The 21,354-nt window shown below is 60.1% G+C and carries 21 protein-coding genes; 14 read left to right on the top strand and 7 right to left on the bottom strand.

The genetic code is table 11. The features are described from left to right. From ABR989_RS15435 to hemB, 4 genes are all read left to right on the top strand, one after another. On the top strand, positions 1–974 hold a 974-nt coding region (locus tag ABR989_RS15435), incomplete at its 5' end, for a radical SAM protein (protein ID WP_428130203.1). Then, positions 935–2,134, top strand: coding sequence for a radical SAM protein (locus ABR989_RS15430; protein ID WP_428130202.1), 1,200 nt, complete (start codon positions 935–937; stop codon positions 2,132–2,134). The genes ABR989_RS15435 and ABR989_RS15430, both read left to right, overlap by 40 nt. A gap of 322 nt (positions 2,135–2,456) precedes the next feature. Beyond that, positions 2,457–2,615 (top strand): hypothetical protein, encoded by a 159-nt coding sequence (locus ABR989_RS15425; RefSeq protein WP_428130200.1) that lies wholly within the window; start codon positions 2,457–2,459, stop codon positions 2,613–2,615. Positions 2,616–2,782: 167 nt separating this feature from the next. Beyond that, a complete protein-coding gene (hemB, locus tag ABR989_RS15420; protein ID WP_428130199.1) occupies positions 2,783–3,763 on the top strand; it encodes a porphobilinogen synthase in 981 nt (326 codons plus the stop codon). Positions 3,764–3,836: 73 nt separating this feature from the next. Here the strand turns inward: hemB and cobA are convergent, their stop codons facing one another. Genes cobA through ABR989_RS15395 form a run of 5 tightly spaced genes read right to left on the bottom strand, consistent with a single transcriptional unit; the run spans position 3,837 to position 9,283 of the window. Further along, a complete protein-coding gene (cobA, locus tag ABR989_RS15415) occupies positions 3,837–5,414 on the bottom strand; it encodes a uroporphyrinogen-III C-methyltransferase (RefSeq protein WP_428130198.1) in 1,578 nt (525 codons plus the stop codon). Continuing rightward, positions 5,415–6,383, bottom strand: coding sequence for a hydroxymethylbilane synthase (gene hemC / locus ABR989_RS15410; RefSeq protein ID WP_428130196.1), 969 nt, complete (start codon positions 6,381–6,383; stop codon positions 5,415–5,417). 22 nt (positions 6,384–6,405) lie between these two features. Next, entirely contained in the window at positions 6,406–7,740 is a 1,335-nt protein-coding gene (hemA, locus tag ABR989_RS15405) for a glutamyl-tRNA reductase (protein WP_428130194.1), read from the bottom strand. A gap of 2 nt (positions 7,741–7,742) precedes the next feature. Next, on the bottom strand, positions 7,743–8,576 hold the full coding sequence (ccsB, locus tag ABR989_RS15400; protein ID WP_428130192.1) for a c-type cytochrome biogenesis protein CcsB: 834 nt from the start codon (positions 8,574–8,576) through the stop codon (positions 7,743–7,745). Between the two features lie 5 nt (positions 8,577–8,581). Next, positions 8,582–9,283: a precorrin-2 dehydrogenase/sirohydrochlorin ferrochelatase family protein gene (locus tag ABR989_RS15395; protein ID WP_428130190.1), complete on the bottom strand. Its 702-nt coding sequence runs from the start codon at positions 9,281–9,283 to the stop codon at positions 8,582–8,584. Between the two features lie 33 nt (positions 9,284–9,316). Here ABR989_RS15395 and ABR989_RS15390 point away from each other — a divergent pair, with 33 nt between their 5' ends. The 8 genes from ABR989_RS15390 (at position 9,317) to ABR989_RS15355 (ending at position 18,578) form a co-directional block, all read left to right on the top strand. Beyond that, on the top strand, positions 9,317–9,736 hold the full coding sequence (locus tag ABR989_RS15390; protein WP_428130188.1) for a DUF192 domain-containing protein: 420 nt from the start codon (positions 9,317–9,319) through the stop codon (positions 9,734–9,736). A 486-nt stretch (positions 9,737–10,222) separates the two neighbouring features. Then, the gene (locus ABR989_RS15385) at positions 10,223–10,393 is read left to right on the top strand and encodes a Flp family type IVb pilin (RefSeq protein WP_428130187.1); all 171 of its coding nucleotides are present in this window, start codon (positions 10,223–10,225) and stop codon (positions 10,391–10,393) included. 604 nt (positions 10,394–10,997) lie between these two features. Beyond that, positions 10,998–12,104 (top strand): Flp pilus assembly protein CpaB, encoded by a 1,107-nt coding sequence (gene cpaB, locus ABR989_RS15380; RefSeq protein ID WP_428130185.1) that lies wholly within the window; start codon positions 10,998–11,000, stop codon positions 12,102–12,104. A gap of 30 nt (positions 12,105–12,134) precedes the next feature. Continuing rightward, on the top strand, positions 12,135–13,991 hold the full coding sequence (locus ABR989_RS15375) for a type II and III secretion system protein family protein (RefSeq protein WP_428130184.1): 1,857 nt from the start codon (positions 12,135–12,137) through the stop codon (positions 13,989–13,991). 77 nt (positions 13,992–14,068) lie between these two features. Further along, the gene (locus tag ABR989_RS15370; RefSeq protein ID WP_428130182.1) at positions 14,069–15,301 is read left to right on the top strand and encodes a CpaE/TadZ family protein; all 1,233 of its coding nucleotides are present in this window, start codon (positions 14,069–14,071) and stop codon (positions 15,299–15,301) included. Between the two features lie 9 nt (positions 15,302–15,310). After that, positions 15,311–16,681 (top strand): TadA family conjugal transfer-associated ATPase, encoded by a 1,371-nt coding sequence (locus ABR989_RS15365; protein ID WP_428130180.1) that lies wholly within the window; start codon positions 15,311–15,313, stop codon positions 16,679–16,681. A 17-nt stretch (positions 16,682–16,698) separates the two neighbouring features. Beyond that, positions 16,699–17,634, top strand: a complete 936-nt coding sequence (locus tag ABR989_RS15360) for a type II secretion system F family protein (protein WP_428130178.1) — start codon at positions 16,699–16,701, stop codon at positions 17,632–17,634. 11 nt (positions 17,635–17,645) lie between these two features. Next, positions 17,646–18,578: a type II secretion system F family protein gene (locus tag ABR989_RS15355; RefSeq protein WP_428130176.1), complete on the top strand. Its 933-nt coding sequence runs from the start codon at positions 17,646–17,648 to the stop codon at positions 18,576–18,578. 120 nt (positions 18,579–18,698) lie between these two features. Here the strand turns inward: ABR989_RS15355 and ABR989_RS15350 are convergent, their stop codons facing one another. Both ABR989_RS15350 and ABR989_RS15345 read right to left on the bottom strand, forming a co-directional pair. Next, the gene (locus ABR989_RS15350; protein ID WP_428130204.1) at positions 18,699–18,812 is read right to left on the bottom strand and encodes a helix-turn-helix domain-containing protein; all 114 of its coding nucleotides are present in this window, start codon (positions 18,810–18,812) and stop codon (positions 18,699–18,701) included. Between the two features lie 329 nt (positions 18,813–19,141). Next, a complete protein-coding gene (locus ABR989_RS15345) occupies positions 19,142–20,095 on the bottom strand; it encodes a response regulator (RefSeq protein WP_428130175.1) in 954 nt (317 codons plus the stop codon). Between the two features lie 483 nt (positions 20,096–20,578). Between ABR989_RS15345 and ABR989_RS15340 the strand changes: the two genes are divergently transcribed. Together ABR989_RS15340 and ABR989_RS15335 are read left to right on the top strand one after the other, a co-directional pair. Then, positions 20,579–20,863 carry a hypothetical protein gene (locus tag ABR989_RS15340; RefSeq protein ID WP_428130173.1) on the top strand — a complete coding sequence of 95 codons (285 nt, stop codon included), beginning with the start codon at positions 20,579–20,581 and terminating at the stop codon, positions 20,861–20,863. Positions 20,864–20,990: 127 nt separating this feature from the next. Continuing rightward, positions 20,991–21,284 carry a hypothetical protein gene (locus ABR989_RS15335; protein ID WP_428130171.1) on the top strand — a complete coding sequence of 98 codons (294 nt, stop codon included), beginning with the start codon at positions 20,991–20,993 and terminating at the stop codon, positions 21,282–21,284. The last annotated feature ends 70 nt before the right edge of the window (positions 21,285–21,354 follow it).

Raw genomic sequence — 21,354 nt, 5'->3', positions numbered from 1 at the left:
GAGTAATCCCGCGCGGCCGCTTCCCGCGCAACAACCGTTACAGAGTTCTCACCTCCAGCGATACTTTTCATGACTCACTTTCCAAACGATCTGCGCTCAACCACCTGTGCAGAGGTTCCCTAGGTGGAGAGCCGCTGCTGCCTGCAATGCGGCCTGCAATTGAGCGATTGATACGCCAAGCGTTCGCATTAGGGATAGGCATCAATCTCACAACAAACGCCTTCTTCATCGATACGGGTTGGTTATCGCTGTTTGAGGAATGCTCAGTCGTTCTCAACATCTCCCTGCTGGGATTTAGTGAGGCGTTGTATTCTCTTCTGGCATGCCGCAAGAACGCCAGGGACCGAGTATTCCAATCCATTGCACTGGTCGACGGTCGCTACCCATTTGGGTTATCCACTAACTTTTTGAAACCGACAGTCGCCGAACTCGACAGGTTGATCGATTTCGTGAATTCACTGCATACCTGTGGCGCTTGGGTTTGGAGAAACCCGACTCCGGTTGGCCGACTCACTCAGAACACGAATCTTTGTTTGGATTCACGCCGGTTTTTCTCTCTATTTCACTCTAATCGGCATCGGATTCGCAAAAGGGTCTATTTTGACGCTCCCTTTTCGTACGTCGCATTCGACGCCTCTCTCCCTCAGAGCGACTTGGACAGCATCTACGTAGGTTGTAATGGAGGCATTCGCAAAATTGGCGTCATGCCAGATGGGAACGTGCTGCCCTGTTTTTTGTATCGGCGTGAAATGACAATGTCCATGGGCAACATCGTCACTTCTGTCAATTGGGACTCCAGCCGGATTGGCCAACACGTTCTTTCTTGCCCGGACCGTTCGTGTAAATTCTCGCAGGTTTGCACAGGATGCCCTGCGTATGCGTTGCTCACCGGATCGGGGTTTGACAATCGATGCCCAAAAAAAGAAATTGGGTCATGTCCAAGTACTATTTATCCGGGGACCTCATCCTCTTAGATGATTGGCTGGTCCGGATTTCCACGGGTCATGCCGTGCAACTCGTTGAAGAAGTTGCAGGCTGTATTCGCGTGGCGATTCAGGGAACGCGCAACATCAACAAACAGACGGTCGACTTGCTCGTCAATTGCGGAGTATTGAATCTCGACCCGCCATTTTCGGCTTGGAGAAGAAGTGACCTCAATGTGTATTTCGAGCTCACAGCTAAATGCAACCTTAACTGTCGTTACTGTTTCAACCGGACTTTCAAGCGCAACTCAGAAGTGCCGCTCAGCTTCTGGCTGTCACTTGTGGCTTCGCTACCTCCCCTCGCGACGATAACCCTTTTCGGAGGTGAGCCAACCCTGCATCCTCACGTTATTGAAGTGATAAGGGCAATCGGAGAACGAGAGCACAAGCTGATCCTATTCACGAACGGCGTAAATCTGAACGACGACGTCATTCGGGCTTTGGCAGGTTCGACAAATCCTTGCGTAAAAATCAGCCTGGATGGGCCGCCCGCAGTCCATGATCTGGTGAGGGGTTCGGGAAATTTTGAGCATGTGTGCGCTACGATTAAGCGAGTCAGGGAAAATGGGATTCCGGTTGTAGTCAAAGCGGTTAAGTCCCGATTCCTGCTACCTGAGGCCGTGCGCTTGATGGAAATCCTAGCTCAACTTGATGTCCAGCAAGTTGGGTTTGGCGACATGATTCTCTATGGTAATGCCTCGCGCTATGCAGACGAAAGACCAGCACCGTCTGAGGAATTAGAGGTTTTCGGCAACATCGAAGCGTCGGCGAAGCGCCTCTCCTTGGAAATCCTCGACCACGATGACTACACCGATCCAATGGTTAACACCTGCGGGTGCGGAGATAACCTTTTGTACATCCGCAGTGACGGTATGGTGTCAGGATGCACCGTCTTGTCGGAGAAGTACTCGCGTGACTGCGCATCCGTTCCGCCTCCAACCAAGGAAGGCTGGGTTGCCCTTCTCCCCAGTGAATTCCAGGCACTTGGATATTTGTCTCCCGTTTGCTCCCGCTGCCCTCTCGTGAACGTGTGCATGGGAGGATGTCGCGGTCGAGCATTCTTTGAGCACGGGTCTGTGTGGGCTTGTGACAGATTTCGTAAGAAGAAAATCGGGGATGCCCTTCGATCCGTTTTAAATTCCTATTGCTAAGACTGTCGCGAACAAGCGCGTCAGTTTTTACGCAAGCGGCGGAGTAAGATACAGAGAGAGATCGGTGCGCAGGCCGTCCTTGCCGTGGCGTTTCGCGTCTATTGCATTTGCCTCTCATCCCTAAAAATGGAATTTTTTCCGTCGTACCTCTCACAACGGGACCGAGGGCGACAAAAGCCCGGAGACTCAGGAATTTTGGATCGCGAAGACGCGGCGTCTCTGCGGACGCAGGACAGGCATCTGTTTGGCTGGCCAAGGACGCGCGAAGCGGCAAGCCTACATAATTGAAACAGTGAGGTGTTTGATTCGTACTTAGACCATGATGAAGGAGAATGAACAGACAGAGTGCGCCATGGCCGTGGCGCTGGCGGTTTTCGATTTCATCCAGTTGGTCGGGGATGAGATCGTCTATGACGTTAACCGTGCAAGCGACTTAATCCAAGAATTCGGCGACCGGCGGGCACGCAACGCTCGGAAATGACCCTTTTCCCGGGCGCATCGGCAGACGCTCCCCTTCCAGACAGCACCGTCATCGAAATTCGCTTCCCTCTGCGCTGGCCCTGTTCCGCCGGCGACGGCAACGCCAGCCGCCGGCACAGATTGCCCAAGTTATACGCGATCACTATATAATCGGCGCAGGGAAGGACTATGGCATTTCCAATCAATCGGCCGCGGCGGCTGCGACGTACTGAAACGATTCGAAGGATGGTTCGCGAGACGCGGTTGTCGCCAGACGACCTCATTTTGCCGATGTTCGTGTGCCCCGGACGCGGCGTGAAGAAGGCGGTCGAGTCGATGCCGGGCGTTGCGCAAATGTCGGTGGACAACATTGTCGCCGAGGCGCGCGAGACGTGGGCCGCCGGCGTCCCCGCAGTCATCCTGTTTGGAATTCCCGAACGCAAGGACCCGCAGGGCAGCGAGGCGTGGAACGACAACGGCGAAGTGCAGCGCGCGATACGCGAGATCAAAGAGCGCGTGCCCTCGATGGCGGTGATTACCGACGTGTGCATGTGCGAGTACACCGACCATGGGCATTGCGGCGCGCTCGCCGGTAACGACGTCGATAACGACGCGACGCTCGAGCTGCTGGTGCGCTCGGCGCTGTCGCACGCGCGCGCAGGCGCCGATATCGTCGCGCCGTCCGACATGATGGATGGACGCGTCGGCGCGATTCGCGCCGCGCTCGACAGCAACGGATTCAGTCAGGTCGCAATCATGGCGTACTCGGCTAAATTCGCGTCCGCGTTCTACGGCCCGTTTCGCGAGGCGGCGGAGTCGGCGCCGAAATTCGGCGATCGGCGCTCGTACCAGATGGACCCGCCCAACGGCGACGAGGCGATGCGCGAAGTCGCGCTCGATTTGGAGGAGGGCGCCGATATCGTGATGGTCAAGCCGGCGCTGCCGTACCTCGATCTAATCTGGCGAGTGAAGCAAGAATTCAACGCGCCGGTGGCGGCGTACAACGTTTCGGGTGAGTACTCGATGATCCGCGCGGCGGGAATCAACGGATGGATCGACGAGGAGCGCGCCACGCTCGAAGTGCTGATCGCCATCAAGCGGGCCGGCGCCGATTTGATCCTGACCTACTTCGCCAAAGACGTCGCCCGCAAACTGCGCGGGCAGGGGTGACCCCTGCCCCCAGTGTTAAGGCCGCGCTCCGTTGTCGCGCGCGGGCAGGGGTGACCCATGCTTTCACATTCAATCAAGTTCCCCCGTTCACCGGGGCGAAATACTCGGCAATGGCTTCGGTCAGAGCCGAAATCGTGTATTTGCCCGGCCTGACGACCACCTCGAATCCACGCTGCTGCGCAGTCGCCGCCGTTATCGGCCCGATCGCCGCGGCTTTGAGGAGACTCGCCGGCGCGCCTATCAGGTCGCAGAAATTTGTGACTGTACTGGAACTGGTAAACGTCACGAGATCGATCGACTCCGACGCGATCAGCTCGCGCATCCGCTCGATCTGCGCGCCCTTGGGCTTGACGGTTCGATAGGCTGGCGCGACTACGACTTCTTTGGCGCCCTTGTCGCGCAGGATCTCGGGCAACGCCTCGCGCGCAACTTCGGCCCGCGCAATCAGGAAGCGCTTGCCGCGAATCCGCCTTATTCCGATCGCGGGAATAATTTGCTCCGCGCGATACTCGTCGGGAACCGCCGCGGCGCGGAGCGCATAATCGGCAAGCCGCGCCGCGGTTGCCGGTCCAATCGCCGCAATCGACGCACGTCCGAGCTCGCGAATATCGCGGCCGCGCGACTTCAGCCGTTCGATAAAACTCTCGACTCCCGTCGCACTCGTGAAGATTATCCAGTCGAAGGAATTCCGCGCCGGTGACGAGAGACGCGCGATCGCCCGGTCCAGCGCCGCGTAGCTGGCGAGCGGCGCGGTTTCAATCGTCGGAAATTCCACCACCTCCGCGCCGAGCCGTCTGAGTGCCGTGGCGAACTGCGAGGCAGTCTCACGCGATCTGGTCACCACCACGGTGCGGCCGAACAGCGGCGTGCGCTCCACCCACTTGAGATGCTCGCGCAGGCCCGCGCATTCTCCGACCACAATAACAGCCGGCGCGCCGATTCCGGCGCGCGCGGATGCGTCGGCGAGCGTCGCGAGCGTCGCGCTGACTGTCTTCTGCGCGGCAGTCGTCGCCCATTGGACCGCAGCCGCCGGAGTTTCTGCCGGAAGTCCGGCCGCGCGGATTCGATCCAGCGTCGCGCGCATCCGCGCCGTCGCCATCAGGATAACGATCGTGCCGCGGCCCCGAGCCGCCGCGACCAGTTCGTCCCACGGAACCGTCGAGCGCGCATCCTTGCTTTCGTCCTCATGGCCGGTGACGAACGCGACGAACGAACCGTACTCGCGATGCGTCAGCGGAATACCGGCGAAGGCCGGGCCTGCAATCGCCGACGTGACCCCCGGGACCACCTCGAACCGCACGTTCGCGCGCGCCAGCGCCTCGGCCTCCTCGCCGCCGCGTCCAAAGATAAATGGATCGCCGCCCTTGAGCCGGATCACGACGCGCCCCATCCGCGCGCGCTCGATCAGCATCGCGTTCAATTCGGGTTGCTCGATACCTTTTCCCGCGCCGCCTTTCTTGCCCGCGTAAATCAACTCGGCTTTGCGCGGCGCCAGCCGGATCAGTTCCGGACTCACCAGATGGTCGTAAATAACGACGTCGGCGCGGCTCAAAACGTCAGCGCCGCGAATCGTGATCAGATCGAAGGCGCCGGGACCCGCGCCAACCAGGAAGACTTTGCCCCGATCCTGATGCTTGGCGCGCGCGCTCATTCAAGACCGAAGAATCGCGGCAGCGTCCCGCGCGAGCATTTTTTCCGCGAGCCGCTTGCCGGAATTTTCGGCGGCGGACGGCGCGAGGTCGGGCGCGATCGGTTGTTCCATCGACTCCGACAGCTCGCGCGCGCCGTCGGGACTGAACAGGATCGCTGCGAGCGCGAGCGTATCGCCCACGATGCTTGCCCTTACGCCGACCGGCGTCGTGCATGACGCATCGATCGCGGCCAGGAACGATCGTTCGGCCGCGGTTTCGTAGAATGCGCGCGCGTCGTTGATCGCGGAAAGCGCGCGATCGAGTTCATTTGAAACGGGGTCGTCGCGCTCGACCAGCGTTTCTATAGCAAGCGCGCCCTGCCCTCCGGCCGGGATGAAATCGCGGCCATCGAGCTCGACGAACTTCACATCGCGCAACCGCCCCAGCCGCTTCACCCCCGCCATCGCGATTATGATCGCGTCAAAGCTGCCGTCGGCGACGCGCTTCAAACGCGTATCGACGTTGCCGCGCAACGCCAGAACAGCAAGCCCCCGATTCATCCTGAGCGCCTGGAAACGGCGGCGCGACGACGAGGTGCCAAGCCGCGCGCCCACCGGCAGCGCCGACAATGCCGAGCCGTCGCGCGTCACCAGGATATCGGCAGTATTCTCGCGCCCGGGCACCGCAGCCACGCGAAACTGCGGCGGCAGGACTGCGGGAATATCCTTCATCGAATGGACGGCGGCGTCGATCTTGCGATCGGCGAGCGCCTGCTCGAGTTCCTTGATAAAGAGGCCCTTGCCGCCCACTTGCGCAAGCGACGCCGACGTTAGCTTGTCGCCGGTGGTGCGTATTTCGACGATTTCAATTTCGGGATCGACAACGGATATTTGCGCCGCGAGCCGCTCCCGCATCATCGACGCCTGGACCAGCGCCAGCTTGCTTGGCCGCGAACCGATTCTGAACTTGAGCTTGGGCTTGAGCGCCATAAGGGATCAGCGTGCCGCGCGGTCACTCGGCGCCCGTGTCGTCATCGTCGTCCGCGTCGTCGAGATCGTGGACTCGCGCGTCCAATTCAGCACCCAGCAGGCGGCGCGCGACCTCGGCGGCAAACGCGGCATCGAGCGCTTTGTTGTCGTGATGCTTGAGGCCGGACAGAATGCGATGAAGCAGTTTGTTGGTCAGTCCGTGAGTGAGCAATTCGACTCGTTCGCGTACGGCGGGTTCGAGTTGCGCCAGCCAGCCGCGATGCCGTCCCAGCTCGACGTCGCGCAGCCGTTCGACACTGTAGCGGATGTCCTTGATAGTGGGGGTCAGGTCGAGACCCGCGAGCCACTTGAGGAACGATTCAAGTTCGAGCTCGACGATCTGCTCGGCCTTTTCGGCTTCGCGCTCGCGATCGCCGAGCGATCGTTTAACCAGCGCGCCGAGATCGTCGATGTCGTACAGATAGACGTTTTGCAGCGCGTTCAGCCGCTCGTCGAAATTGCGCGGCACGCCCATGTCGATCAGAAACATCGGCCGGTAGCGGCGCTCGCGAATCACGGACTCGAATTCGTCGGGACCCAGCACCGGTTTGGTGGATGCGAGCGAACCGATAAGCACGTCCACCATCTTGAGGTACGGCTTGTAGTTGTCGTACGGCACCGCGGTGCCGCCAAGTTCGCGCGCGAGCGCGACTGCGTGATCGAAAGTGCGCGACGTGATCAGCAGCGACTCGATTCCGAGCGCGTTCAGCTGGCGGGCGGTCAACTCCGCCATCTTGCCCGCACCCATCAGCATCACGGTCTTGTCTTTCAACGTGTCAAAAATCTGGCCCGCAAGCGCGACTGCCGCGGAACTGACGGAAACCGCTCCATGACCGATAAGCGTGCCCTTGCGCACGTGTTTGGCGACCGTGAAAGCCTTGTGGAACGCGCGATGCAGAATCGGGCCGACGCTGCCCGCCTCGGACGCCTGCGCGTAAGCGATCTTGAGCTGCCCCAATATCTGCGGCTCGCCAACGACCATCGAGTCGAGACTCGCACCCACGCGGAACAGATGACGCGCGGCGTCGCGCCCGGCGGAACTATAAATCACGTCGGCGAACGCGGCTTGCTCGACGCTTCGATCCGCGGCCAGAAACTTCAGCGTCTCGTCGGCCGCGCGCGCCGTATCGGAGGCGACACCCACAATTTCGACACGATTGCAGGTCGAAATCAGCGCCGCCTCCAGGACCGCGGGCGACGAATCCCGCAGTCTGGCCAGCGCAGCAACGATCTCGTCGTCGGCAAACGCCAGGCGTTCACGCAACGCAACGGCGGCGCTGCGATGATTTATGCCGACGATGAATAAAGTCTGATCCATTTTCAGCCGAAACTGCCGCCGTGTTTGCCCGGGAAAATCAGGTTAACGCCCACGAACGAACCAACCAACAAGCTGAACACCACTAAAGTGAGCGCCGCGGCGCGCCGTCCCCGCCATCCTATCGTAAGGCGGGATTCGAGCAGACCCGCGTAGAGCACCCAAATCGCCAGCGACCAGGATTCCTTGGGCTCCCATGACCAGAAATGACCCCACGTCGCATCGGCCCAAATCGCGCCGCTCACGATCGCCAGGCTGAGCATCAGGAAGCCCCATCCCAGCAGGCGATAGTTGATTCGGTCGAGCTTTTCGAGACTCGGCGCGCCTTCGTTGGCCGGACCGATCGCGCGCTTGGACTTGAGCCGCGACTCGTAGGCCAGGTAGGCGATACTCACGCTCGCAGCCAGCACAAACATCGCGTAGCCCAGGATGGCGAGGGTAACGTGAATCGGCAGCCATACGCTGCGCAGGGTGGCCGGCAAAACCACGTGCCCGCTGCTCATCGCGAGTGAAGCGGCTCCCAGAGCCAGAGTCACCGCCGGCGCCACGAATGCGCCGATCACCGCCAGCCTCAAGCGCACGATCATCAGCAGCCCCGCCAGCGCGGTAAGCCACGCAAGAAACGACAACGCCTGCGGAAAATTGGCGACCGGAAAATTGCCGGCCTGCAGCCCCCGCGCCGTCAAATCGAAAGCATGAAAGACCACGCCCGCACCGAGTATCGCACCTGCGTAGCCGGTCGCTTGCGTACGGCCCGCCAAACGATCGAACACAAACAACACGGCAGAGAGCGCGTAACAAGCAAGCGCGAGCATTAGCCATAGCGTGTCCATCGGCATGCGGTTCACTCCGGAACTTCCGTTGCGCGTGTGAGGCCGAGCGCGGCCGGGTCGATTCCGAGCCGGACCAGACCAACACCGTCACCCAGATGAGTGGCGAGTATCCGCTCGATCGCGGCTACGTCGCCGACGCCAATCGCGTCGGGCAGTGTGGAGTTGGCGAGGTCCTTCAGCCGGCGCATGCGATCGGCGGGATCGATTTCATCGGCGTGCAACCGCCGGCGCGCGGCACGCAGTACTTCGAGCGCGACCGCGTACTCGGTCCCGAACTGCTGCTCCAGCTCGCGTCTGAGCCGCGCCGCAAAGGCAGGCGACGCACCGGCGGTCGAGATTGCGATTTGGAGCGCGCCGCGCTTGACAACCGCGGGCGCGATGAACGTGCACAACTCGGGGAGGTCGACAACGTTTATCGGGATTCCGAGCACGCGCGCCTCGGCGGCAAGCTCGCGATGGAGTTTCGGATCGCCGGTCGCCGCATAGACCAGCACGCATCCGCGAATATCGCCGCGCTCATAATCACGAGCGATGTGAGTCACGAGCCCGCGGGCAACGATTGCCTCCATCGAGCGCGACAGGCGCGGGCTCACGATAGTCACGTGAGCGCCGGCCTCCAACAGCGACTCGACTTTGCGCGCGGCGACCTCGCCGCCACCGACTACGACACATTCGCGGCCAGTCACGTCGAGAAATATCGGGATGTATCCCATGAAACTTACGCGAGTTTATTACATGATGACGTAATGAGACAGTCCCGACCACCCGATGCACCGCCGATGCCGACGCCGCAATCTCCGCTCCGAGCAGTCAATCAATCCCGCGCAACCGTGCTCTGCGCGCGGCTCGAGTACGCCGGCGGTCTCGGCGGTCAGAGCCGCGGTCTGCTGGGTCGCGACGGCCTCGAGCCCGGAATGGGGATGCTATTCGATAAGGGGCGATTCACGCCGTTCATGTGGATGCACATGTTCTTCATGCGCTTCGCGATCGATATCGTTTTCCTGGGGCGCGGCAACACGGTCATCAGAATCAACCGGCGCCTGAGGCCCTGGCACGTCTCCTCGATCGTGTTTGGAGCACGAAAAGCACTCGAACTTCCCGCTGGCGCGGCGGACGAGAGTTCGACGCAGGTGGGCGATCAGATTAGCTTCGAACCTGCCAACTAAAGCCACGAGGCTATCTCGCAGAACCCGCCAAGCTATCCCCATTCGGAATGTGATACACACTATTTGGTGGTTGGATTCGAGACCGACCACCATCCGTTGGTTTCTCTCGCTTAGCTAGTTCATGTTTAGCTCAAACCTCTTTGACTGTTTTAAATCTCCAATGATGCGCTCTTTAGACCATAATCTGTTGCAGCTTGGCAACTGGTAGTTGCATCACTGCGCGTATTAGCGTATGGTAACCGTGCATGAAACAAAAAAGTCCAACAGGTTGCTGAATAGATTAAAATGGCACGAGAGATGCTCTACCTTAGTCTCGCTCTGGCGCCAGTGAAAGTTGCCGCAAGCGAGGATTTTCTTCCACGGGGAAGAAGGAATCGAGACAAGCTGGCGCCGTTGGGCTGCGGCAGAAGGTTGAACGGAGTCAGGTTGATTAATGGGGATAATGCCAATTTCGGCCAACAAGTAACAGAAGGAGGACACGGGAAAATGGATATGATTACGAGGATGTTTGTGGCAGCGCGCGAGTATCAGCGCGGCCAGACGATGACGGAATACGCTTTGATCCTCGCCGCAGTCGCGGTTGTGGTGTTCCTCGGCTACCAGACCATGGGAACGACCATCAAGAGCGTGCTGACCAGCGTGGACGCCCAACTCTAATCGAGAAGGGTGAAATTCCGGGGTGGCGGACTAACCCATCCGCCACCCCACATAAAAAATCAGAACTGTAGCCGTCGATGGCCTGACGGTCGTCGGGAGCCGTGGTCTTTTAGCGGGGGCTCCAACACAGGCCCCGCTAAGAGAGACGACTTCAGAAAAGACGACAACCCTGGGAGGGGAAGTCAATGAGCCAGCAGAAGCGGGTTTACCGGACAATAAGTAAGTTCGGGTGGTCAGATTATGACCGAGTACGCAATAATACTCGCAGCGAGCGGCGCAGTATGTATTGCTCTAATTCAGAATGCGGGTAATATCGTCTCGACATTAGTCAACCGCGTGGGTCCTCTCGTATAGTCAGCGACCCGCGGCTATTTTGGGGGTACCTGTCGTGGCGGTGGATTCAATTACACGCCGTAAGAGCATTGTTCTGACTATCTGCAACAAAGCTGGGACTACTCCCGGCTCGCATTCACATTTAATCGTTAGTTTCCCCGCCATCCTGACCAGTACTTGAACTGGCCATGATAGAATAACAAAATGACGGTATGTTTAACTATTTGAAGATAGCCGGTCAGCCACGAAGCGGCCGGGGGGAAGAGGCGATATGAGACGACCGATGGTATTCGTCTTACTGGCGGGACTGGCGGCGATGCTGGCTTCGGTAATGGTGTACTCCGCCTTGAAACGGAGAGAAGCCGAAGTACAGCAGGCGATGGCGCATAACGTAGAGGTGGTGGTCTCGGCGTACGATCTTCCGCTCGGCACAAAAATCGAGCTGGGCGAAGTAAAGATGGCGCGCTGGTCGGCTGACAGTCTTCCGGAGGGCGCATACACCGATCCCAAACAGGTCATCGGCAGCTACGTGAAGAACTCGTTGGTAGCTAACGAGCCGGTGGTGCGGTCCAAGCTGTTCACCGGGGAGAAGACGGCGGGTGTGATGCCGTTGTTGATTCCGTTCGGGATGCGCGCCGTGTCGGTCCCGGTGGATGAAGTCAGCGACGTCGCGGGCTTCGTGCTGCCGCATACCCGGGTGGACGTGCTGGTCGCGACCCAAGGCGGCGAAGGCACCCCAAGGGCGTTCTCAAAAGTAATTCTGCAGAACGTCGAAGTTCTCGCCGTAGCGCAGGAAATCGAGCAGAAAAAGGACGAGCCAACGGTAGTGAAGGTCGTCACGCTGCTGGTCACGCCGCAGGAGGCCGAGCGCCTGGCGTTGGCGAGCCACTCGGGAACGCTGCGTCTGGCGATGCGCAATTACAATGATAACAAAATCGTTCTGACCAACGGCAGCGACGTTGCTCAGATGCTGCGGGCCTACAGCCTGGCGCCTGAGGTTCCGGTGGTGGCTGTGCAGCCTGAGCCTCATCATGAGATCGCGGCGCCGCGCCCGGCCAAGAAGCAGGTCGAGATCGAGATTCTTCGCAACGGCAAGTCGTCCGAGTCAGTCTCGTTTGTGAATGAAGCGGCGGCGAACAGCGAGGGTGCAAAGAAGTCGACGAGCCATACGCACGCCGATGCGGCGCAGTTTTCTGATAACGACGACACCGACGCGGGCGCCCCTGCGGCATCCTCAACGACGGTGGCGAGCCCTCCTGAACCCGATCATCACGACCTCGTGGCGGCGCCCGTGAACCGCGGCATTGCGCCGGCCGGGGCGCCCATCAACGCGACGGCGGATCACGTGCCGACGCCCAAAACAATCGACATACCATAAGCAAGCCGCGAAGAAGCCAAGGTGAAGAAGATGAAAGCTCAACGAGGATATGGACTGCTTCCGTGGCTGGCTGCAGCGATCAGCATGCTCATGCTTCAGCCCGGCCTGCTGCTTGCCGCCGATAGCGGCGGCGCGGAAATGTCTGTCGCCCTGAACGCGGGCGAGAGCTACATAATCAACAACGTCAGCCCCGGCGAGGTTCCAGCGGTGAAGGTGATCGCGAATCCCCACGCGCTGATCGTGCATAACGAGGAGCCGGGCAGAGTCGTCCTGCTGGGCGCGGAAGCAGGAGAATGGAACATTTCGGTCAAGACGGCGGATGGCCAAGTCAACTATGACGTTAGGGTCAGATCGGTCGGCAGCGCCTTCGACATCAATCATCCTGGCACCAGTCCGGCGCCAATCGCGGGCTCCGGCAAGTCCTCGGGCAGTGCGGCTCCGGCAGTCGTGAAGCTTGATGCGGGCGCTGGCCCGGTGAATCCGCCTTCGTCATTTTCCTCGTCTTCATCCTCATCTGCAGGAACAGCCACAACCGTGATCAGCTCGGCATCAGTCGCAGCCGCATCGCCAGGCGCACCTGCGCCGGCTGCTGTTAATTCGTCGACCTTCGATTTCGCTCCGTCGGTTCCGGCTGCTTCGTACCCTCCGCGACCTCAGGCGCCCTCCGGTCAGACGGCTTCGGCGGCACTGTCGAACCAGCGGTATCGGAGCGACCCGTCGATCGGTCTAAGTTGCGGCGAATTGCACTCGGGCGCGATTTCAGGTGGACGCCATTATCTGCCCGACGACATAGTGCAGCTCCAGACGGGGTCGTCGAGAGTTATCGACTTTGCGACCCGGCTGCGCCGCGTGTCGGTCGCCGATACTGCTGTTGCCGATGTCCAGGTGATCAATCCGTTCCAGATCAACCTGATAGGCCATACGCCGGGCTTCACGACTCTGGCGATCTGGGACCAACAAGGCCAATACAACGAACGCACGGTGCGAATCGATCCCAACGGCAAGGAGCAGGTGTTGCTCGACACGATGGTGGCGGAACTGGACCGCACCGCCATCGAGAACCAGGGCACCAACCTGTCGGCCGCGCTCACCCGTGCGGGGATATCGCTGGTCTCATTGCCGGGCGCAGTAGGGACGCCGTTTTCCCCGTCGGCGACCGCGAGCGTTCCCAATATACAGCCCCAATCGCTGCCGCTGGGTGGAAACTTGATCGGGATGCTGGTGTCGTCGTCGCTTACTTATGGCTTGGCGGCGGGGAACAAGAACTACCAGCTGCAGGGATTCTTCCAGTTCCTCGAGCAGCACAACCTCGCGAAGCTTCTCGCCCAGCCGCAACTGCTGGCTAATTCCGGTGAAGAGGCAAAGTTCCTGTCGGGTGGCGAAATTCCCATCGTCATCGCCCAGGCGCTGAATACCTCGATCGTCTTCAAGCAATACGGCACCTCGGTTGAATTCGTTCCGACCGTCGTCGGCTGCGATGATATCGAGCTGCTGGTGAAGCCTGAAGTATCGCAGCCCGATTACGCCCAAGGCGTGTCGATGTTCGGCTTCACCATACCGGCATTCGTGACTCGGCGCGCGGAAACAATGGTACAGCTCAAGGACAATCAGACGCTGATCATCGCGGGCCTCATCCTGCACCAAAAGACGACCGAGGTTCAAAAAGTCCCGTACCTCGGTGACATCCCGTATCTCGGCGGACTATTCCGCAACACCAGCTATAACAACACCGAAACGGACCTGATCATAAGCGTAACGCCGCAAATCGTGCGTCCGCTGCCCAATGGCGCCTCGGTTTACAACCCGACTTACGTGCCTGAGCTGACGCATGAACAGATCGAGACCCGTCGTCTGGCGCAGCCTGACGCGTCGCGCCCGAGATTCTAGTTCGACGGAGGACAAGACATAACCGAGTATTTAGTGCATGATACGACACGGCATACGTGAAGCAGGGAGAGTGTGAAGTGTCAACGCTCGGTAAAAAAAGTGACGGACGGCATGGCGAGCTGAAAGTCCAATTAGTTGGCGGAAGCGCGGACCATCGCGCAGAAGTCAGGGATGCCCTCGCCGCCTTGGGCGACCCGGTGCTGAACATCCTGGAACTCGAACCGGATCTGGACGCCGCTCCCGACACCACCATCGACGTCACGATGGTGGTGTTCAACGGCAACAACGAACTCTCTCTGAGTTATCTGAACGCGCAGGCGGGGCAGGAGCCCCGCCCGGCTCTTTTTGCGCTGCTGCACGATCGTTCGCCGGACCTGATGAAGCGGGTACTGAGGGCCGGAGCCGATGAGCTTCTGTTCCTGCCACTGGATCCCGGAGACGCGACCCGCGCACTGCTCAAGATAAGCGAGACCCGCCGGCGCGAAGAAGTTCACAACGTTCACAACGGCGGCGGCATGATCGTTTCGCTGGTGAGCCTGATAGGCGGCACTGGAGTGACGAGCCTGGCGGCGAACCTCGCCCTGGCACTGCGCTACGCGTTCGAAAAGCGGGTTGCGGTAATAGATCTCGACCTGCAGACCGGCGGGTTGGCGGTGTTCCTGAATCTCGAACCCGAGCGCACGATCATGGCGCTCGCCGAGGGGACGCGAAAGCTCGATTCGATTCAACTCGAATCAGCGCTCAGCAAGCATGCGTCGGGAATCTACCTGCTCGCGGCGCCCAAGCGGATCGAGGACAGCGAGTTGGTCAGTGACGCGACGGTCGGTGCGATCCTCGACCTGACGCGCCAGCTTTTTGACTTCGTGATCGTGGATTGCGGCACGCATATCGACGCAAACACGGTCGCCGCCTGGGAGCGCTCGAGTCGTCTGTTCTACCTACTCGACCAGTCGATCGGTGCGGCACGATGCGCGTGGCGATTCGTCGATCTGGTGGGGCGGCTGGGGCTGCCGGGGGTCGAACCCAACTTCATTCTGAGCCGTTTCGTGCCGGGTCATCCGATCAGTGAAGAGCAGCTCAGCCATACGCTGGCGCAGCCGATTCACACGCGGATTCCGCGCGATGAAAAAGTTCTCGAGCGGGTGCAGTTGAGCGCACAGGATTTGTGGCAGGTGGCGCCGAACTCGCCGCTGGCCAAGAGCATCGAGGACTTGGCGCGGCGGCTCGAGGTGGGCAGCGAAGCCAGCGACGGCAATTTCCCAAATTCATTGGTCTCGCGCCTGTTGAATGTTATCGGCGCGCGCACTTGAGGTACCCGAATGAAGCTGGTTGAGAGAATTTCCCAGCAGAACAGCGCAACGCCGGCGCCCTTTCAGCGCTCGCTGATAGGCAATCAAAAGCGCGCCGTCAAAGACGTGCAGGCCGAGGGTTTTCAGCAGCTCAAGCTTGCCGTCCACAACCGGCTGTTCGAGATGCTGGACGTTACCCGGCTTGAAAGCCTCGAGCCGGCGCTCGCGGCGCAGAAAGTCACCGCGGCGATCTCCGCCATTCTGGACGACGAGGGACGCCTGCTCACCGACGTCGACAAGACTCACCTCATCGAGGAGATCAAGAACGAGCTGTTGGGACTCGGGCCGTTGGAGCCGCTTTTGTGGGATGATGAAATCACCGACATCCTGGTCAACGGGCACAACCAGGTTTACGTCGAAAAAGGCGGCAAGCTTCACGCCACCGACGTCAAGTTCCAGGACGATCAGCACCTGATGCTGATCATCGATCGAATCGTGTCGCAAGTCGGACGCCGGGTGGACGAAGCGTCGCCGATGGTTGACGCGCGGCTGCCCGACGGTTCGCGTATCAACGCGATTATTCCGCCGCTGACGCTCGACGGCCCGGCGCTGTCGATTCGCCGATTCGGTCGCAGGCGCTACAACATCGACGATCTGATCGCGAAGAAGACACTGGTGCCGGAGATGGTCGAGTTTCTGCGCACCATCGTGCGCGCGCGGCTCAACGTCCTGATTTGCGGCGGCACCGGCTCGGGTAAAACGACCCTGCTTAACTGCATGTCGCTGTTCGTTCCGGCCGACGAGCGAATTGTGACGATCGAAGACTCGGCCGAATTGAGCCTCCAGCAGCCGCATGTGGTCAGGCTCGAAACGCGACCGCCCAACGTCGAAGGCAAGGGTGAAGTCACCCAGCGCGACCTGGTCAGAAACTCGTTGCGTATGCGGCCGGACCGCATAATCGTCGGCGAGGTCCGCGGCGATGAAGTGTTCGACATGTTGCAAGCGATGTCGACCGGCCATGACGGCTCAATCGCCACCATCCACGCCAATACTCCCCGTGACAGCTTGGGCCGTCTGGAGATGATGATGCTGCTGTCGGGAGTGTCGATTCCGCAGCGCGCGATGCGCCAGCAAATCGCGTCGGCGATCAACATCATCATCCATGTATCGCGGCTATCCGACGGCTCGCGCAAAGTGATGCGCGTTTCCGAGATCAGCGGGATGGAGGGTGAGATGGTGATGATGCAGGACCTGTTCGAATTCAAGCGCACGGGAATCGGGCCGGGTGGAGAAGTGCTCGGCCAGTTCGCGCCCACCGGGATTCGGTCAACCTACTCGCAGCGGCTGGAGGCCGCGGGTTACAAACTCGACGCCAAGGTTTTCCGCAGCACAATCGGATAAATACTATGGATATTTTGATGGCTAGCGGCATATTCCTGCTCGTCTTCCTGGGCGTGCTGGTATTCTCCAGCAGTCGCGGCAGCGAAGCCGAGCAACAGCGCGAGGTGGCACGACGTCTGACGCGCCCCGCCGACGATCTGCAGGTCGATGTCATGCGCAGGCGCCGGCCCGATCAGGGACTGCTGCTGGGTGTGCTGTACGAACTGGACCTGCTGCGCAAACTCGAAGAGATGATGTGGCAGGCGGGCTTGTACATGACGGTCGCCGACATGCTGCTGATCATGGTGCTGCTGCTCGGCACCGGATTGTTCGGCGGCAATCTCTTGTTCAACGACATGTGGATCGCGCTGGGTTGCGCGCTGGTGATGGCCATCCTGCCCCTCGCCTACATCCAATTCCGAAGGAAGCGGCGTCTCAAGGCCTTTGCGGCCCAGCTGCCGTTCGCGCTTGACCTGATCAAATCGTCGCTCGAGGCGGGACATTCGCTGCAGCGCGCGCTGCAAGTTCTGGTCAGCGAGTTCGCGGATCCGCTGGGCAGCGAATTCCGCACCGTGCTCGAGCAGAACCGGATCGGACTGCCGCTGCCGCGCGCGCTCGAAGACATGCTCAAGCGAGTTCCGGAGGACGACCTCCGACTCCTGGTCATCGCGGTGCGCGTGCAAACGGAGGTCGGCTCGAGCCTGGCTCAGATTGTCGGGCGGCTATCCGAAATCGTGCGAATCCGCCAGCGCTTGCGGATGCAGATCACAGCGCTGACCGCGCAATCGCGCTTCGGCGGCATCATCGTCGGCTGCCTGCCAATCGCGGTGCTCTGCGTGTTCAGCTTGATTCAGCCGGGTTACACCGATCAATTGTTTCATGACCCGATGGGTCAGAAGATTTTGAAATTCGCGATCGTAGCGGACGTGCTCGCCATCCTGAGCATCAGGCGACTACTGCGGGTAAACTACTAATGAGTCCATTCATGGTTGGCATAGCGGTCTTTCTCCTGGCTGGCGCGGCGTGCGCGGCCTTGTACCTCGCCATTTCGCCGCAGAGCCGGGCGGTCGATGAACGATTCGCGGATTTGGCGGTCAAGATGCGGGCTTCGCAGGGCGCACTCGAAGGTGACCTTCAGGACGACAACCTGCTCCGCATGCTTTTCAGATGGGCCTCCAAGCGCATCCCACCGCCGAACCTGGATACTCCCACCGGGGAGAAGCTCCAGCAGACTCTGGCGCAGGCGGGATTTCTGAAGTCCAGCGCGCCGCAGACCTATCAGGTCACCCGTGTGCTGCTGGCGATCGGATGCGGAGGTTTGGGACTGTTGGTCGGATTTATTCTTCACGCCACAACGGCTCAGCCGCTGCTGTTCGGAATCGGCGGCACAGGGATCGGAATTTTCCTGCCCGCCTACTACCTGGGACGGCGCGCGCGGACGCGCCAGCAAAACATCTCAAAGCAGCTCTCGGACGTGCTCGATCTGCTGGTGGTATGCGTCGAAGCGGGCCTCGGACTGTTCGAGGCGATTCGAATCGTCGGCACGGAATGCGAACGTCATGGTCAGGAAATCGGCACCGAGTTGAATCTGGTCGCCACCGATATCTCCGCGGGCGCGTCGCTCGGACAGGCGTTGCGCGGGCTGGCCGAGCGGACTGCGGTTGATGATATCAAGCCGCTCGCCGCAACCTTGGTTCAGAGTGAACAACTTGGCGCGCAGATCGGACCTGCGTTGCGTTCCAGTTCGGACGCATTGCGACAGCGTCGCCGGATACATGCCGAGGAAGACGCGCAGAAGGCATCGATTAAGATTCTGTTCCCGCTGGTCCTCTTCGTATTGCCCGCGATGATCGCGGTAATCGTCGGACCGGCAATGATCTCGGTCCTCCACACGCTCTCCTCTGGTGGCGCAGGATGATCCCGGGCCGACTGATTTCAGCGATCGGAAGGCAATCCAGTTAGCCTCTCCCAGGGGGCCTCGGACCCGGCGCGCCTACGCGTCGGTCCGGGGCCTGTTTGTTTTGTGCGCGAGTCCGACCTAAAGACTGAGACGCCTCATCAACCGATATAGCGTCGTCCGATCGACTCCGAGCGTGGTCACCGCCTCGACCCTGTTTTCGCCGGCTGCGGCCAGTGCCGCCTTGATTCGCACCGCCGCCGCGAGACAACGCGCCCGTTCTTTCAACTAATTCGAGGAACCATTCCGCGAGGTGAGAGGTACTGGCAGCAATCCCGGCGGCGACTGCAGGTATCCCAAGGCGGGCTCATCTTGGTAGTCCGCTGCGTCGCGTAGCTGGCGGGCATTATCGCGGGCTTCGCACTCCTGCCGGTCCTTTCCTTGGCATGAGATGGTCATGGCAGCGTCTTGACCAGTCGTGGATGACGCGCACCCGTACAACCCGGCGGCTGCCGCCAGCACCGCGACGCCCAACAGTCGCTTAATCGCGCGGTCGATCATGGTTCCCGGATAACTTATCGATTTCAACTGCGACGGTCGATTCCGAAGAGCGCCTTCTGAATCGTTGGGAAGAGCCTGCACTCTTCGTTGTCGATTGCGTCGTCCAAGATGACCGCGAGTCCGCTCAACGCTTGTCCGGCGTCACGCGCCTGAGCTTCAGTGAGGCGATCCGCGCCGGTGTCAACGATTGCGCCGATGAGCGTTCGCAGCCGGTCGTGGAATGCGCGGACCTTGCGCCCGGCTTCCGACGAGAGACGGCCTTGCTGCACCAGCCACGGAAGCAACTGGCTGTCTTGGGCGTCGAGGTGATGGGATAGCGTTGGCTGTATCGCCGCCCAAATCTGGGCAGCATCGCGCCTGAGCTCGGGCGACTCCGGATTGCGCGCGAGGCGCAATCCGGCCAGCGCCGCATCGAGCAGGCGTGATCTTAGCTGGGAGCCTTCGCGATTGAGTTCCTCCGAGAGACAGCGGATTCCCGCGTCGATACGCGTTGGGTTCCCGGCGCTCGATTCTCCCGCGTTGATCCCAGATTTCTCCGCGGCTGAATGCGCGGATTGTCCTTCGACTTGCTTCGCCTGCAAAAATGATTGCAGCACGTGTCCGAATCGTTCGATCGGCAGTGGCTTCGAAACGTAGTAGTGGGCGCCTTTGGTGCGCGCCCGTTTCTCGTTGGCATCGCTTTGGCTGCCGGCGACATAGAGCAAAGGGGGGCCGGAGAAGTGCTTGCGAATCTGCTCGAGCAGCCAGCCGCGATCGTTTTCCTCGATCCCCTGGTCGTCGAGTATGACGAGTCGAACATTTGGCCGCGCGAACAGCTCGCGACCCACGTATTTGTCGGCTGCATGGCGAACCAGCTTCCAAGGACGCTTGACGATTCCGAGTGCGAGCTTCGCCAACACCTCGTCATCAGAGAGGAGCAGCACGGTGGGAGAGAGGCGAGTTTGCTCCGAAGTCTCCGCTTTCACCTTTTGCGGCATGTTCCCCGCCCGGTGTCCATGAAGAAACACTGTTGAGGCAGTTCTGCTCAGTCATTGCAGCAAATATGCCAAAGATACCGCCCGCTTTAGACGATAACCGGCGAACGAAAGGATACAATTTTCCCCGAATGTCTCCTTCGGAATCAACGCAATGAGCCATGAAAAGCATGCCAACCTCAGCCAGCCTGTTTTTTTCCAGCGGCCACGCGACAAGGCAAAAAGTGAACAACGCCCAAGCTCCAGAGGGCGGGCCACGACACTACCACTTTTTGTGATCACATCTGATTTTTGTGGTCACGTCTGATCACATTTTGCGATCACATCTGATCGCATCGGTCCCTTCCGCGGGTACCGACAACGCTCCGGAGTGAAAACCGAGCTGAGGGTTTGTCACAGTAGCGCGACTGATGTGTAAGTATAAGAAATTCTGAAACGTGGATAAATGTACATTCCTAATTCTTATTCCCGGAGGGGGACTCCCTAATGAAGCAAGCAATCGCCCTTCTTTTTCTCTCGTTTGGCTTCGTTTGTATCATGCTCGGTTCGCCGCGCAACGGCGGGGTGGCGAATGCCTCCGACGTATGCCCCAGCCCTGCTCCGAGCTGCACCAGCAGCGGGACTCTCTCCGACTTAAAAGGCACGTATGCGTGCAGCAAGGTTGAGACGGATCAGGACAACACAGTCAAAGTTGGAATTATGCTGTTCACGTCCACCGGTACCGGCAGCGTGACTAGCTTGTCGGCACACAAAGACCAAGACGCCCGTTAGTAAACTTTCTGTCTCGCCCACGACGCTGAGCTACAGCGTCAACCTCGACAAAAAACCGACCACCGAGACCAAGCATTTCACCATCAAGAACACCGGGACGGCGACGCTGGACAACCTAAGCGTCGGCGTGCCCACCAATTCCGCCTACGTCATCACGTCGAGCGTTCCCGGCACCATTGCTGCCAAAGGAAGCCTCGCGGTTGAGGTTGAGTTTATCCCCAAGGGAAAGGGCGCCGACGACGGAACGATCGCGATCACCAGTGGCGCGACCAGTGGGAAGAGCTCGGCAACCGTTACTCTGAATGGGAAGGCCACGCAGAAGAAGCCGACCCCGACCGCAACTGCCACGCCGAGTCCGAGCCCATTGCCGAGCCCTTCGCCTGGTATCGAGCAGTACGAGCCGGTTCTGGAGTGGGGGTAGAATCGCCCGGCGGCCGCAGACAAAACAAAAAGTGAATAAGGCCCAAGCTCCAGAGTGTGGGCCACGACAC

The sequence above is a fragment of the Binatus soli (SeqCode) genome (assembly GCF_050015535.1).
Classification (GTDB): Bacteria; Desulfobacterota; Binatia; order Binatales; family Binataceae; genus Binatus; species Binatus soli.
The sequence above is the reverse complement of the archived record's forward strand: the minus strand, read 5'-3'. Positions and strand labels throughout refer to the sequence as shown.